Annotated in this window: 13 protein-coding genes; 2 read left to right on the top strand and 11 right to left on the bottom strand. The window is 69.4% G+C overall.

Features of this window, described 5'->3' with window-relative positions:
• The first annotated feature begins 253 nt into the window (after positions 1-253).
• On the top strand, positions 254-760 hold the full coding sequence (locus FHW73_RS03965; RefSeq protein ID WP_183425426.1) for a glutathione peroxidase: 507 nt from the start codon (positions 254-256) through the stop codon (positions 758-760).
• A 55-nt stretch (positions 761-815) separates the two neighbouring features.
• Here FHW73_RS03965 and FHW73_RS03960 read toward each other — a convergent pair whose 3' ends face one another.
• From FHW73_RS03960 to FHW73_RS03925, 8 genes are all read right to left on the bottom strand, one after another.
• Positions 816-1,610: a ferredoxin--NADP reductase gene (locus tag FHW73_RS03960; RefSeq protein WP_183425425.1), complete on the bottom strand. Its 795-nt coding sequence runs from the start codon at positions 1,608-1,610 to the stop codon at positions 816-818.
• 111 nt (positions 1,611-1,721) lie between these two features.
• Positions 1,722-3,398, bottom strand: a complete 1,677-nt coding sequence (locus tag FHW73_RS03955; RefSeq protein ID WP_183425424.1) for an AarF/UbiB family protein — start codon at positions 3,396-3,398, stop codon at positions 1,722-1,724.
• 105 nt (positions 3,399-3,503) lie between these two features.
• On the bottom strand, positions 3,504-5,378 hold the full coding sequence (locus FHW73_RS03950; RefSeq protein WP_183425423.1) for an ABC transporter ATP-binding protein: 1,875 nt from the start codon (positions 5,376-5,378) through the stop codon (positions 3,504-3,506).
• A 113-nt stretch (positions 5,379-5,491) separates the two neighbouring features.
• A complete protein-coding gene (locus tag FHW73_RS03945) occupies positions 5,492-5,728 on the bottom strand; it encodes a hypothetical protein (RefSeq protein ID WP_183425422.1) in 237 nt (78 codons plus the stop codon).
• Positions 5,729-5,834: 106 nt separating this feature from the next.
• Positions 5,835-7,100 carry a hypothetical protein gene (locus tag FHW73_RS03940; RefSeq protein WP_183425421.1) on the bottom strand — a complete coding sequence of 422 codons (1,266 nt, stop codon included), beginning with the start codon at positions 7,098-7,100 and terminating at the stop codon, positions 5,835-5,837.
• A complete protein-coding gene (locus FHW73_RS03935) occupies positions 7,097-7,357 on the bottom strand; it encodes a DUF2249 domain-containing protein (protein ID WP_183425420.1) in 261 nt (86 codons plus the stop codon). Before FHW73_RS03935 ends, FHW73_RS03940 begins: the two co-directional genes overlap by 4 nt.
• An 87-nt stretch (positions 7,358-7,444) precedes the next feature.
• On the bottom strand, positions 7,445-8,305 hold the full coding sequence (pdxK, locus tag FHW73_RS03930; protein WP_183425419.1) for a pyridoxine/pyridoxal/pyridoxamine kinase: 861 nt from the start codon (positions 8,303-8,305) through the stop codon (positions 7,445-7,447).
• A complete protein-coding gene (locus FHW73_RS03925; RefSeq protein WP_183425418.1) occupies positions 8,302-9,072 on the bottom strand; it encodes a YggS family pyridoxal phosphate-dependent enzyme in 771 nt (256 codons plus the stop codon). The genes pdxK and FHW73_RS03925 overlap by 4 nt, the downstream gene beginning before the upstream one ends.
• 227 nt (positions 9,073-9,299) lie before the next feature.
• On the opposite strand from FHW73_RS03925, the gene FHW73_RS03920 reads away from it, so the two are divergent.
• Entirely contained in the window at positions 9,300-10,814 is a 1,515-nt protein-coding gene (locus tag FHW73_RS03920) for a fumarate hydratase (protein WP_183425963.1), read from the top strand.
• Between the two features lie 73 nt (positions 10,815-10,887).
• Here the strand turns inward: FHW73_RS03920 and FHW73_RS03915 are convergent, their stop codons facing one another.
• From FHW73_RS03915 to FHW73_RS03905, 3 genes are all read right to left on the bottom strand, one after another.
• Positions 10,888-12,042, bottom strand: coding sequence for a sterol desaturase family protein (locus FHW73_RS03915; protein ID WP_183425417.1), 1,155 nt, complete (start codon positions 12,040-12,042; stop codon positions 10,888-10,890).
• Positions 12,043-12,172: 130 nt separating this feature from the next.
• Positions 12,173-13,321, bottom strand: a complete 1,149-nt coding sequence (locus FHW73_RS03910) for a phospholipase A (RefSeq protein ID WP_183425416.1) — start codon at positions 13,319-13,321, stop codon at positions 12,173-12,175.
• Positions 13,318-14,544, bottom strand: coding sequence for a mechanosensitive ion channel domain-containing protein (locus tag FHW73_RS03905; RefSeq protein WP_183425415.1), 1,227 nt, complete (start codon positions 14,542-14,544; stop codon positions 13,318-13,320). Before FHW73_RS03905 ends, FHW73_RS03910 begins: the two co-directional genes overlap by 4 nt.
• Positions 14,545-14,548: the final 4 nt, after the last annotated feature.

Below are 14,548 nucleotides of genomic sequence, written 5' to 3'. Positions count from 1 at the left end.
CGCACACAGTGCAGCGGCAAGCGGGTGCTTGAGCAAGGGTGACTCTCCGGGTGACTTGACCCCCTAGGCTAGCCCATCGGGAAACACGATGACCGTGCCGGAAGTCCGCACCGCGTCTTTGCAATGACTTCAATAGGATGAAGGCCATTGTTCGCGTGACGCATGATGGCAATCAATCGATACGCTGCCCATGCGACGTCATCGCGGCAGGATCTGCGGCAGACTGCGGGCCACGTCCCCATCCGTCACCGCAATGACTACGGTCCATGATTTCACAGCCCGCACGCTCGACGGCGCCGACCAGCCACTGTCGGATTTCGCCGATCGCGTGTTGCTGATCGTCAACGTCGCTTCGCGCTGCGGATTCACGCCGCAGTACGCCGGCCTGCAGCGGCTGTGGCAGGACTACCGCGATCGGGGGCTGGTGGTGCTCGGGTTTCCGTGCGACCAGTTCGGTCATCAGGAGCCGGGCGACGCGGACGCCATCCGCAACTTCTGCGCGCTCAACTATGCGGTCGACTTCCCGATGTTCGCCAAGGTCGAGGTCAACGGCCCGAATGCGCATCCACTGTGGGCCTGGCTGCGCGGGCAGAAGCGCGGGCTGCTCGGCAGCCGGCGGATCAAGTGGAACTTCACCAAGTTCCTGGTCGGTCGTGACGGTTGCGTGCGCGCACGCTACGCGCCGTCGACCGCGCCGGATGCCTTGCGTGGATGGATCGAGACGATCCTGGACGAAGACACAAGTCCGCCGCGGCGCTGAGCGCCACCGGCGGTGCGGGCGTGAGGCGTCGGCGCGCGCTGGCCGCTGTCCGGCCTCATTTCTCGACGAAGGCGCGCTCGAACACGTACTGCCCCGGCGTGCCGATGCGCGGCGCGGCCTCGAAGCCGCGGGCATCGAGCAGGCCGCGGAAATCGGCCAGCATCTGCGGGCTGCCGCAGATCATCGCGCGATCAAAGGCCGGGTCGAGCGGCGCCAGGCCGAGGTCGGCGGCCATACGGCCGCTGTCGAGCAGTTCGGTCAGCCGGCCGCGGTGGCTGTGGCCATCGAACATGAAGTCCTCGCGGGTGACGGCCGGGTAGTACAGCAGCTGGCGCGAGATCTGCTCGCCGAGGAATTCATGCCGCGGCAGCTCGTTGACGATGTAGTCGCGGTAGGCCAAGTCCTGCGCCGAACGCACGCCGTGGGTGACGATCACCTTGTCGAAGCGCTCGTAGGTCTCGGGGTCCTTGATCACCGACAGCCACGGCGCAAAACCGGTGCCTGTGCCCAGCAGGTACAGATTGCGGCCGGGGTGCAGATCGTGGATCAGCAGTGTGCCGGTCGGCTTGCGGCCCACCAGGATCTGGTCGCCTGGCTGGATGTGCTGCAGGCGCGAGGTCAGCGGGCCGTTGTCGACCTTGATGCTGAAGAACTCGAGCTGCTCTTCCCAGTTCGCGCTGGCGATCGAGTAGGCGCGCAGCAGCGGCTTGCCCTCGACCTGCAGGCCGATCATCACGAACTGGCCGTTGTCGAAACGGAAGCCGTCGTCGCGGGTCGTGGTGAAGCTGAAGTACGCGTCCGTCCAGTGGCGGACGTCGAGCACCGTTTCGGAACCTAAGGCGGAGGACATAGAAGGCAAGACGAGACGCGGAGCCGCCCATCTTAACAGAGCGATGAGACCGGTTCTCATCTGCGACATGCGGTCGCAGTCTGGCACAGACGCGAAGCCGCGGGGCCGCGCCTAATGCGGCCCGCTTTCCTCGTTCGGGCGCGCGCGGCGGTCGCCGAGCAAGGCACTGAGCACGATCGCGATGCCCAGGCCCGCGCCGGTCAGGAACAGAAGCAGCGCGATCGCCGGATAGCCGAACAGCCGCGGACCGCCGGGGTTGTCCATCATCAGCGCCGAGGCGAGGATCAGCGCGGCGGTGACCACGCCGGCGGCGATGCGGTTGGCGATCTTGTGCAGGCTCTCGAGCAGATGCGATTCCTCGAGCCCGGTCAGGCGCACGCGCAGACGGTTCTCGGCCAGCAGCGACAGCACATTGGACACCTTGCGCGGCGCTTCGCGGACCAGCTCCTGCAGGTCCATCATCTCGCTGGCGAGATTGGCCGGCGAGAGCGACTTGCGCAGGCGCTGGCGCATCATGTCGTTGAGGTGCTCTTCGACGACCCGCTTCATGTCCAGCTCGGGCGCCAATGTGCGCACGACCGATTCGAGGTGCAGCAGGGTCTTGCCCAGCAGGCTCATCTCCGGCGCGGTGCGCAGCCCGCAGGCGGTGGCCAGCCGGACCAGGTCGAGCACCAGCCGGCCCTCGGTCTGGCCGGTGGCGCCCGACTGCGCCGCGTAGCGCGCGACCAGTTGGCCGACATCGCGGTAGTAGCGTTCTTCGTCGAAGTCCTCCAGGCGCGTGCCCATCGCGATGCCTTCGGCGGCGACCTGTTCGCCGCGGCCGTCGACTGCGGCGAACAGCAGCTTGAGCAGGCGCTCGCGGGTGCGCGGCGGCACGTGCGCGACCATGCCCAGGTCGAGCAGCGCCAGGCGGCCGTCGCGGGTGTAGAGCAGGTTGCCCGGATGCGGGTCGGCATGGATCTCGCCGTGGACGAAGACCTGGTCGAGATAGCCGTGCAGCAGCGCGGTCGCCAGCGGTGCCATGTCGCGCTCGGTGCGCTGCAGGCCGCTGATCGAGGTGACTTTGGTGCCCTCGACCAGTTCCATCGTCAGCAACCGCGGCCGGGTCAGATCCCAGATCGGCTTGGGCACGAACAGCGACGGGTAGGCGGCGAAATGCGCATCGAAGCGGTCGAGGTTCTCCGCCTCGACACGGTAGTCGAGCTCGGCCAGCAGCGTACGCCGGAACTCGTGCACCCAGTCGGCGAAGCGCACCCGGCGGCCCAGGTCGGTGACCCGGTCGATGCCGCCCGCCAACCGCGCGAGGGTGTCGAGGTCATCGCGGATCTGCTCCACGATGCCCGGGCGCTGCACCTTGACCGCAACGCTGCGGCCGTCGCGCAGCGTCGCGCGATGCACCTGCGCCAGCGAGGCACTGCCCAGCGGGGTCTCGTCGAAGCTGTCGAAGACCTTGTTGATGCGCACGCCCAGCGCCTCCTCGACCGCGGCGTGGATCACCTGGAACGGCACTGGCGCAACGTCGTCCTGCATCCGTTCCAGCGCGGCCAGATAGGCCGGCGGCACCATGTCCGGACGTGTCGACAGCGCCTGGCCGATCTTGATGAAGGTCGGGCCGAGTGCTTCGAGATCGTCGACGAACGCTTCCGGCTGGCCGGCGGTGTCGGCGTCGTCGACCTCTATGGTCGCCGCGTCCAGGTCGAAGCCGGTCAGCACGCCGGCCTTGCGGTACTTCATCAGGAAACGCAGGATCTGCGCATTGCGCGCGAGCGCCTGGCGGGTATCGGTCATCGCGGGGCTCCGTTGATGCGGGCAGCCTACGCAGCGCCGCGTCAACGTCGCCTCACGGCAACGGCGCGGCCGGGAGCGACCTGCGCCGTTTCGACCGGCATCGCGTCAGCGGTAGCCTGCGGCCTGCAGCTCGAACAGCTCGGCGTAGCGGCCGCCCTCGGCCATCAGCTGGGCGTGCGAGCCGCTGGCTTCGATCCGGCCCTGCTCGAGGACCAGGATGCGGTCGGCCATGCGCACGCTGGAGAACCGGTGCGAGATCAGCACCGCGGTGCGCTGGTGCGAGAGTTCCTTGAAGCGGCGGAACACCTCGTACTCGCTGCGCGCATCGAGTGCGGCGGTCGGTTCGTCGAGGATCATGACCTGGGCCTCGCGCATGTAGGCGCGTGCGATCGCGATCTTCTGCCACTGGCCGCCCGACAGATCGACGCCGTTGCGGAAGCGCCGGCCGATCACCTGGTCGTAGCCATCGGGCAGGCCGGCGATGATCTCATCGGCCATCGCCCGGCGCGCGGCATCCTGGATGCGTGCGTCATCGTCCATCGCCTCGATCCGGCCCACGCCGATGTTCTCGCCTGCGGTCAGGTGGTAGCGCACGAAGTCCTGGAAGATCACGCCGGTGTTAGCGCGCAGCGCGTCGAGGTCGTAGTCGCGCAGGTCGCGGCCGTCGAGCAGGATCCGCCCCTCATCGGGGTCGTAGAGCCGCGCCAGCAGCTTGACCAGCGTGGTCTTGCCGGCGCCGTTCTCGCCCACCAGCGCCAGGACCTCGCCCGCGTGCAGGGTGAAATCCAGATGCCGGACCGCCCAGCGCTCGCTGCCCGGATAGCGGAAGCCCACGTTCTCGAACGTGAAGCCCTGGTGGATCGGCTGCGGGAACGGGACCGGATCGCGTGGTGAGGCGATCTCCGGTTCGATCGCGAAGAACGAGAACAGGTCGTCGAGGTACAGCGCCTGGCCGGCGACCTGCGAGAAGCCGACCAGCAGACCTTCGAGCAACTGGCGCAGGCGCAGGAAGCTGCCGGCCAGGAACGTCAGGTCGCCGATACTGAAGTCGCCGCGCACCGTGCGCCAGGCGATGTAGCCGTAGGCGACGTAGTAGCCCAGCGAGCCGAGCGCGGCCAGCAGCGTGCCCCACAGCGCCCGGCGCCTGGCGAGCGCGCGGTTGGCGAGGAAGAACCGGTCGGCCAGCGTGCGGTAGCGGTCGATCAAGAACCGGTGCAGGCCGAAGATCTTCACTTCCTTCGCGGTCTCGACGCTGGCGCCGCTCTGGCGCACGTACTCGAGCTGGCGCCGTTCGGGCGTCCACTGGAAGTTGAGCGAGTAACCCAGCGCGTTGAAATGCGATTCGCCGATGAAGGCCGGCACCAGGGCGACGGCCAGCAGCAGGATCAACCAGGGCGCGTAGACCAGCAGGCCGACTGCGAAGCTGGCGACAGTGATCGCATCTTGCACCTGACCGAACAACTGGCCCATCAGGTTCATGCGGCCCATGGTCTGGCGGCGCGCGCGGTCGAGCTTGTCCTGGAGTTCGGGGTCCTCGAAGTCTTCGAGATCGAGCGTCGCCGCGTGCTCCATCAGCCGGACGCTGGTGGCGTTGGTGAACAGCTCCGACAACAGGGTATCGGCATAGCTGACCAACCGCCCGAGCAGGTCGGAGCCGATCGCCAGTGCGAACTCCAGGGCCAGCAGCCCGGCGAGCGTATCGAGCGCGCCGCTCGACCAGGCCTGCGCCAGGGTCGTGAAGCCGCCGTCCAGGCCGACGACGCGGATCGCCTCGTCGATGATCAGCTTGCCGACGTAGAGCATCGCCACCGGCAGGAACGCGCGGACCAGGCGCAGGCCGAGGCTGGCAAGGGTCAGCGGCCGGCTGGTCTGCCAGATCATGCGCAGGAACGGCCGCAAGTTGCGCATCGCGTCGAAGCGCTCGCGCAGGGTAGGGCGGCCGTCGGTACGGTGGGGCTTGGCGGGAGCGGAGGCGGGCATGGCCCATTGTCGCGCCGACGGTGTCGACGCGCAGGCATGCCCGCGCATCCTGCTCACGCCGGCCGCTCATGCCGGATGCGGAAGGCGCCGCCAGCGGCGGCGCGGGTTCGCGGTCAGCCGCTGCAGCCGCCGCAGCACACCGAAGCCACGCGCTCGATCTGGCTCGGGCGGATCGGATGGCCGGCCTTGGCGAGGATCGTGACCAGATCGTCGTCGGAGGCGGTGGTCGAGACCCGCAGCACGCCGGTGATATCGACATCGGCCAGACCGGCGGGATCGAGGGTCTGCAGTAGGCGCTCGACGGCGTCGATGTCGATCTGCGGTCGGTCGAGATGGATGTTGAATTGCATCGCGGTGTCCTCTGGACGATGGGAGTGGGCGGTGCGGCCATGCTGGGCCGGCCGGCGGCCGGGCGCGCTGATCTGGATCAAGGCGTGTTCGGCGGCCGCCGAGCGCTCAGAGGCTGCGGATCGCGGTGCGTGCGAATCGGCGTGCATGTCGTGCGCAGCGGAGCGCGCAGGCAAGCGTTGCGCCATGCGCGGCCAGCAACGCGAGGCCGGCGGCGGGCGCCGCTCGGGGCCACAGCACGGCAGCCGGGAGCGCCACCGCGCACATCAGGTGCGCGCCGAGCGCGGCCGCCTTCCAGCGATCGGGCAACAGTTGAGCGGTTCCCGGCACGCGCACACCACGCGGGCATGCCGCGCGGACCTCCAGCCAGGCCAGGAACGCGACGATCTCCAGCAGCATCCCTGAGAGCATCATCGGCAACCCGACACCGAGCCCGAGGGCGCCGGCGAGCAGGCCCGCGGCCGGCGGCAGCAGGTCGGCCGCGACCAGCGGCGCCAGCGCACAGGCCGCGCCGGTCGTTAAAGTGCCGCAGCGCCAGAACGCCACCAAGACCGGATTGCGCCGCCGCGGCGCGCGCGCCGGCAACCCCAGCGAGACCGCGACGAAGGCCAGCGCCGGCGACGCGGCCGCGACAGCAAGCCCAACCTGCGTATCGAGCGCCATGCGCAGCACAGCGCCTGCGACCAGCGCCATGCCGACCGCGACGCACCAGCCGAGCAGCCAGCGGGATGCGATCGTGGTCGTGCCCTGGAACATCGGCAGCACCACGCTGCCGACCGCGGCCATCAGGCCCAACACCCAGCCCAGCACGCCAGTCGCGGCATGGAGGTCGGCCAGCGGCGGCAGCGCCAGCGTCAGATCGCCGCGCAGCGTCGCCACCAGTAGGCCGCCCAGGCAGACCGTGACCGCCAGCGCCAGCAGCGACAGCGCAATGCCGCCGCGCAACGCCCGCAACGCGCCGCGTCGCAGCAGGCCCGGCAATGCGGCGGTCGCGAACGCCAACGGCGGCGCGGCGAGCAACAGGGCGGCCAGGCCCAGCAGCGCGGGCGTGGGCAGCAGCAGTCCGGCGACGAACAGCACCAGTCCGGTGTTGAATGCGACGTGCAGCCACGCGGTCGAGCGCTGCAGCGGTATCGGCACGCCCGCGGCGACCGGCAGGAACTGCAACAGGCTGCCGAGCATCGCGTTGCCGAGCACGCCGAGGGTGAACGCGTGCACCAGCGCGACGGTCTGCGGGGCCCATCGGCTGGTGAACGCGGCGTCGCCCAGCACCAGCACACCGACGCCTGCAGCCAAGCCCCACAGTGGCGCGCTCAGCAGCCAGCGCAATGGGCGCGCAGGCGGCGGCGCCTGCGCCAGGTCGAGTGCGGTCACGGTGGTGCGAACGCGGCGCTTGCGGCTGCGGCTGCGGCATCGGCCTGTCGCCAGATCGCCATGCGCGCATGGCCCGGCGCCTCGTGCAGCAGACGCCACGCAAACCCGTCGCGCGCGAGCAACGCCCACAGCGGCACGGGACGCATGGGCGTGGAGGCGTCCAGCCAATGCCCGGGCGACAGTGTGGCCAACGCGTCGAGGATGCGTTCCATCGGCTCGGGCGGCGGCAGGTCACGCAGATCGAGGCGAATGCGCATGGCGGCGGCGTCCGGGAGGCGGTGCACGACTGTGCGCCGCGCATGCCGGCAGCGCCTTGACCTGGGTCAGCGCTGCCCGCGCCGGGCTCAGCCCAGGCGTCGTCCGATCTCGCGCGGCAGCGCCAGTTCCTGCCAGCCCTGCGCCTGGACATGCCGCAGCACCGCGACCACGTCGTCGCAGGCGCGGCGCACGGCATCGCCGAGCGCAGCGCCGGTCATCATCCGGCCGCCGACCAGCGCGGCGAACATGTCGCCAGTGCCCTTGACCGCATGCGCGACCGCGGGGTGCTCGAACGTCTCCCAGCCCTGCGCCGAGACCGCGAGCACCTGCACCACGCCGGGCGGGCAGGTCTCGGGCGCGGCGCTGGTCACCACGACCCATTCGGTGACCGGGCCGAGCAGACCGGCCGCAGCCTGGGCGCAGTCGTCGAGCGTGCGCAGTGAGCGGCCGCAGAGCTGTTCGAGTTCGAAATGGTTCGGGGTCAGACCATGGGCGCGCGGCAGCAGGTGATCGCGCCAGACCGGGACCAGCGCCGGATCGGTGTAAATGCCGGTGTCGTGGTCGCCGATGACCGGGTCGATCTGCATCCGCAGCGCCGGATTGCGCACGCGCATGCGGTCCAGCCAGGCTGCCAGCGCCAGGCCCTGGGCCGGCGAGCCCAGATACCCCACCAGCAGATGCCGCGCGCGGGTGACCACCTCGCGCGCCTCCAGGTCCTCGAGCAGGCCCTCGAACCAGTCCAGCGGCAACGGCGCGCCATGCATCGTCGGATAGTGCGGCGTGTTGCCGAACACCACGGTCGGCACCGGCGCCACCTGCAGCCCGAGCGCCTGCAGCACCGGCACCGCAATGCTGTTGCCGACACTGCCGTAGACGACCTGCGACTGCACCGACACCACGTCGATGATGCGTGTGCCGACCGGCGGCGCATGGAGCAGGGCGCTCATCGGGTCTGCGCCGAGGAGGCGAGCCCCGGCCAGTAATGGCTGTCGGGCAGGCCGCGGTCGCCGAAGATCGCCGTGCCCACGCGCACCGTGGTCGCGCCCTCGGCAATCGCCAGCGCAAAGTCGCCGGACATGCCCATCGACAACTCGTCCATCGCCACACCCGCCGGCGCCTCCTGGCGCAGCCGGTCGCGCAACGTGCGCAGGCGCACAAAGCAGGGGCGCACCCGTGCCGGATCGGGCGAGAACAAGGCCAGCGTCATCAGGCCGCGCACGCGCAGCGACGAGAACGCACCCAGTTGCCGCACGAAGCCTGCGACCTCGTCGGGCGCCAGGCCGAACTTGCTCGGCTCGGCCGAGGTGTTGACCTGGACCAGCACGTCCAGCGCGCGTCCCTTGGCCTGCAACTGGCGGTCGAGCGCCTCGGCGACCCGCAGGCTGTCGAGCGCCTGGAACTCGCTGGCAAAGCGCGCGACATACTTGGCCTTGTTGGTCTGCAGATGGCCGATCAGCACCCAGCGCAGGTCGTCGAGATCGGCCATCGCCTCGGCCTTGCCCAGCGCTTCCTGCACCTTGTTCTCGCCCAGTTCGCGCAGGCCGATTGCATGCGCCAGGCGCAGCCGCGTCTCGTCGACGGTCTTGCTGACCGGCAGCAGGCGCACCTGCGCCGGGTCGCGTCCGGCGGCATGGCAGGCATCGTGGATGCGCGCGCGCACCGCGTCGAGGCGGCTGCGCAGCGCGGCGGCGGGGTCGTTCGGGGTGTCGGTCATCAGAACAGGGACGTGGTGGATCGGCGCCAGCCGCGGGCGGCGGCCGGAAGCCGACAAGGATACGCCTGGCGGATTGGCGCCGCGCGGGGTCGGGTCGTTGCGCCGGCCATGTGTGCGGTCGGCTGCCGCGGCCGGTCGGAAGGCCTAGAATGGGCGGGTTTTCCGCCAGCCTCGAGCCAGCCGTGTCCGCAAGCCACTCCCCGCATGCCGCGCCGTCGGGCGCGCCCGTGTCGATCCGCCAGGACGACCTGATCCAGTCGGTCGCCGATGCGCTGCAATACATCAGCTACTACCACCCGGTCGATTACATCCGCAATCTCGCCGATGCCTACGAGCGCGAGGCCTCGCCCGCGGCGAAGGATGCGATGGCGCAGATCCTGATCAACTCGCGCATGTGCGCCGAGGGCCACCGCCCGATCTGTCAGGACACCGGCATCGTGACCGTGTTCCTTGCGATCGGCATGCAGGTGCGCTGGGACGATGCCACGATGGGCGTCGAGGACATGGTCAACGAGGGCGTACGCCGCGCCTACAACGACCCCGACAACAAGCTGCGCGCCAGCGTGCTGGCCGATCCGGCCGGCGCGCGCCGCAACACCCGCGACAACACGCCGGCCGTGGTCAACGTCAAGGTCGTGCCCGGCAACACGGTCGAGGTGATCGTGGCCGCCAAGGGCGGCGGCTCGGAGGCCAAGTCCAAGTTCGCGATGCTCAATCCGTCCGACTCGATCGTCGACTGGGTGCTCAAGACCGTGCCGACGATGGGCGCGGGCTGGTGTCCGCCGGGCATGCTCGGCATCGGCATCGGCGGTACCGCCGAGAAGGCGATGCTACTGGCCAAGGAATCGCTGATGGAGCCGATCGACATCCAGGACCTGATCGCGCGCGGCCCGTCGAACCGGATCGAGGAACTGCGCGTCGAGCTCTATCAGAAGGTCAACGCGCTGGGCATCGGCGCACAGGGACTCGGCGGCCTGACCACCGTGCTCGACATCAAGATCAAGGATTACCCGACCCACGCGGCGAACCTGCCGGTGGCGTTGATCCCCAACTGCGCGGCGACCCGGCACGCGCACTTCACCCTCGACGGCAGCGGCCCGGTGACCCTCGACCCGCCGTCGCTCGCCGACTGGCCCGAGCTCACCTACAACCCGCGCAACGCGCGCCGGGTCGACCTGGACACGATCACCCGCGAGGAGGTCGCCAGCTTCCGGCCCGGCGAGGTGGTGCTGCTCAACGGTAAGCTGCTCACCGGGCGCGACGCCGCCCACAAGCGCATGGTCGACATGCTCAACCGCGGCGAGACGCTGCCGGTGGACTTCACCAACCGCTTCATCTACTACGTCGGCCCGGTCGACCCGGTCCGCGAAGAGGTCGTCGGCCCGGCCGGACCGACCACCGCCACGCGCATGGACAAGTTCACCCGGCAGATGCTCGAGCAGACCGGCCTGCTGGGCATGGTCGGCAAGGCCGAGCGCGGCCCGGCCGCGATCGAGGCGATCCGCGACAACCGCGCGGTGTACCTGATGGCGGTCGGCGGCTCGGCCTATCTGGTGTCCAAGGCGATCAAGGCCAGCCGCGTCGTCGCGTTCGAGGACCTGGGCATGGAAGCGATCTACGAGTTCGAGGTCAAGGACATGCCGGTGACGGTAGCCGTGGATGCGAACGGCGAATCGGTGCACGAGACCGGCCCGCGGACCTGGAAGGCCAAGATCGCCGGCATCCCGCTCGAAGTCGTGTGATCGGCGACAACGCGACAGCGGATCGGACGGCGCCTGCGGGCGCCGTTTGCGTTTACGCAGGCGGCCAGCCCGCTCAGTCGACGTAGTCGTCGAAGGTCTTGCGCCGACGGAATGGCATCAGATGCTGGCTGACGATGCCGCGCGGCACCGTCTCGAGCTTCATCACGCCGTACTCCTGCGGCCAGGCATCGCGCTCGCGCGGCAGCTTGAACGTGCCCATCAGCATGTCGACCAGCGGCAGATGGATCGCGTAGTTGACGTCGATATAGTCCTGCTCACGGGCGTGGTGCCAGTGGTGATAGCGCGGCAGCACCAGGACGTACTCCAGCCAGCCGAAGCGCACGCCGATGTTGGCATGGGCGACGACCGCCTGCAGGCCGACCAGAATGACGTAGGCGTTGACCGCCGCGGTCGAGAAGCCGAGCACCAGCAACGGCAGCAGCACGACGCTGCGCGTGAGCACGATCTCGACGAAATGGATCCGCGAGCCGGCCAGCCAGTCCATCTGGCGGCTGGAGTGATGCACCGCGTGGAAGCGCCAGAGCCAGGGGATGTTGTGGTAGGCGCGGTGCAGCAGCGCCTGGGCCATGTCGGCCACGAACACCGCGATCAGGAACTGCGCCCACACCGGCAGCGATTGGATCGCCCGCTCGAGCGCCGGGAACGCGGCGAAATTCGCGATCGTGGAGGTCGAAGCCGTGACCAGGATCAGGATGAACTGCACCAGCACATGGCTCATGAAGAAGTACGTCAGGTCGGTGCGCCAGCCCGGGCGCAGCGGCGAGACACGACGCTTGCCCAGGTAGTGCTCCAGCGGGACGAACACCAGTGCCGAGAAGAACAGCGAAATCACGAACCAGTCCAGGCCCAGGGAGTAGGGCGTGTGGCCGATGGCATCGAACTGCACATTGGTGCCGCCCAGCAGCACCGCCAGCGTCGCACTGGCGACGCCGATCGTGGCGATGCGCTTGTTGCGGTCGCGCAGGATCGCCAGCGTCCCCAGCACGAATGCCGCGACCAGGCCGATCAGCAACAGATTGCGCGCGAAGCCCTCGTCGTAGACCGCGCGGAACTCCTTGCTGGTCAGCAACTCGGGAAAATGGAAGCAGACGACGCCAAAGACGCTCAGCAGGCCCAGCAGCGCCGATGCGTAGGCGAAGAACGAGCGGCGCGGACGCGCGACAGGGGCAGCGTCTTGCGGCGGGGGCGGGGTGGCAGCGGCCTCCATGCGCGGATCCTGGCATGCGGCAGCGCCGCGGGCGAGCCGATCATAGCCGCTTGCCGCGGTGGCACCGCAAGCCCGGGATCGGCGCGCCGCGACGCCTGGCGGCGCGGGCCGGGCGCCCGCGCCGTCCCAGTCAGAACCAGTCCATCAACGAGATGCCAAGGCCGACATAGGTGGCCTTGTGGTTGTAGTCGATCAGGCTTTCGCCGTAGCCGTCGAACACCTGCAGATGGCCGCGGAAGTTGCGGTGGATCGGAAAGCCCCAGTCGAACTGCAGCGCGCCGTGCGAGCGGTCGCCGCCGCGCAGCGAATGCCGGGCCATCAGCGTGAACTGGTGGCCGTCGCGGACGTGGCTCAGGGTCAGGTCGCCGCGCCCCATGTAGTCGGCGATATCGGGGTTGTCGCTGTCGCTGCCTTCGCCGAGCACGATCCACGGCCGCGCGGTCAGCGCCCAGTTCTGCCGGTCGAAGCCGAAGTTGAACATCACCCGGTTCCAACTGCGCGACAGCGGGTCGCCGCGGCCGTTGGACTGGTGATTGATGCCAATCCCGGTCATGCGCCCGCGCCAGCCGCCCGGCAGGCCATAGTTGTTGCGGAAGACCATCAGGATCTCGGGCTCGTAGTTGGTCTCGCGGAACGGGCGCGAGGCCTCGCTGTTGTAGACCTGCCAGCGCGAGCTCTGGGTGTAGCCCATCCAGATGTCGCCATTGTTGCCGAACAGGTTCTCGACCGCCTTGGTCTTGAAGCTGATCTGGAACTTGGCCTCGGTGCTGTCGAGCGCGATCGGGTCGGTGACCGTATTGGCCGGATTGGGCGAGCTGGGCGTGCGGTTGACGTCCGAAGTCCAGAACACCGGCAGCAGATACAGCGGCTTGTAGGCACGCAGGTTGAAGATGCCCAGCTTGGAGTCCTTGGCCAGTTCCCAGCGGCTGTCGAGCAGCGAGCCCTGGCCCGCGTTGGCGATGGCGTCCTCCAGGCCGCGGGTGGTGTCGCGCGCGTAGAGGTTGCGGCTGGCCGGTTCGGCCGACAGCACCTCGGCAAGCGCGGCCGGATCGCGGCGCAGCTCGCGCGCGCGCTCGGCGGTGACGTCGGCCTGCGGCGTCGGCGGCGCCTGGCGGCTGGCAAAGGCGTCGTAGCACGCCAGACGCTGCGCGTCCTGCTCGACCGCCAGGCAGGCCTCCAGGCTGGCGGGGGCCGACGGTGCGACCGATGGCGCCTGCGCCAGGGCGTGCGTGGACAGGCTCGCGAGCGCGGCCGGGAGCAGGGCGAGACGGACATTCATTGCGGGGCGTCCTTTGCGATCAGCAGGTTCTGGGGATCGGCATTGACGACTTCGGCGACGTGCTCGTCGATGTCGCGGTTGACCGAGGTGTCGACGCCGACGCTGGTCGCCGGTTCGATGTCGTGATGATCGGGGGGCGCGTCCGTGTCCCGCGTGAGGACGACGTGGGTGGTGCTGCGCGGGCCCTGGATGCCGGCGCGCCAGAAGGCGCCCTTGACCCGGCGGATCGCCTCGCCGCGGGTCTTGCCCAGGTCGCTCTTGCGCTGGTCCACCCAGCCGAAGAAACGCAGCACGCTGCCCGAGGGGCCGAACTCGACCAGTGTCCACGACGGACCGGGATCGGTGAGCACGTCATCGATCGCGGCGATCTCGGCCAGACCGATCGCCTGCGCCTGGCGGATCGAATGGCTGGCGTCGATGTTCATCGCAAAATCGAAGCGACGGCGCGGGTTGCTGCTGTAGTTGAGGATCACGGCCTTGAACACCAACGCATTGGGCAGGCGCAGCTCGTTGCCTTCGGCGGTGACCAGCACCATCGCGCGTGCGCTCAACGAGGCGACCCTGCCCTCGTAGCTGTCGATCTTGACGGTCTCGCCCGGCTCGAACGGCCGGCGCAGGCTCAACAGGATGCCGGCGATGTAGTTCTCGGCGATGTCCTTGAACGCGAAGCCCATCGCGATGCCCAGCACGCCGGCCGAGCCGAACACCACACCGATCACCGCGGTCGCGTTGAGCAGGTCCAGTGCGATCACGATGCCCAATAGCAGGATCGCGGCCTGCACCATGCGACGCAGCAGGCTGTCGAGATAGGGGTTACGCGTGCGCAGGTGCAGCCAATGCAGGCGCTGGGAGACCACGCGGCCCAGCCATGCGGCGAGTGCCACGACCACCAGCGCGGCCAGCAGCAACGGCAGGTTCGCGAGCAGGCGCATGAAACGGTTGACGGTTTCGTCGTACACCGCGTCGAAACGACCGCGCACGTCGGCCTCCTCGAACGCTTGCGCCGCGCTTGGCGGTGGGGCATCGACCGCTTGAGCGCCGGCGGCCGCGCCGGGATCGGCGGCTGCCGATGCGGCCGGCGCTGCGCTCGGCGGCGCGCTCGGTGCGGCCAGGCTTGGCCCGGCAACGAGGCCGGCCATGAGTGCCAGCAGCAGGACGGCCGACAGGCCGAGGAATCGCCCGCGACGGGGCGGCAGGGAGGCAGTATGGGGGTGATCGGTCATCGGG

It is taken from the genome of Luteimonas sp. RC10 (genome assembly GCF_014192745.1).
Lineage (GTDB): Bacteria > Pseudomonadota > Gammaproteobacteria > Xanthomonadales > Xanthomonadaceae > Luteimonas.
This window is presented reverse-complemented; position numbering and strand designations above follow the sequence as displayed.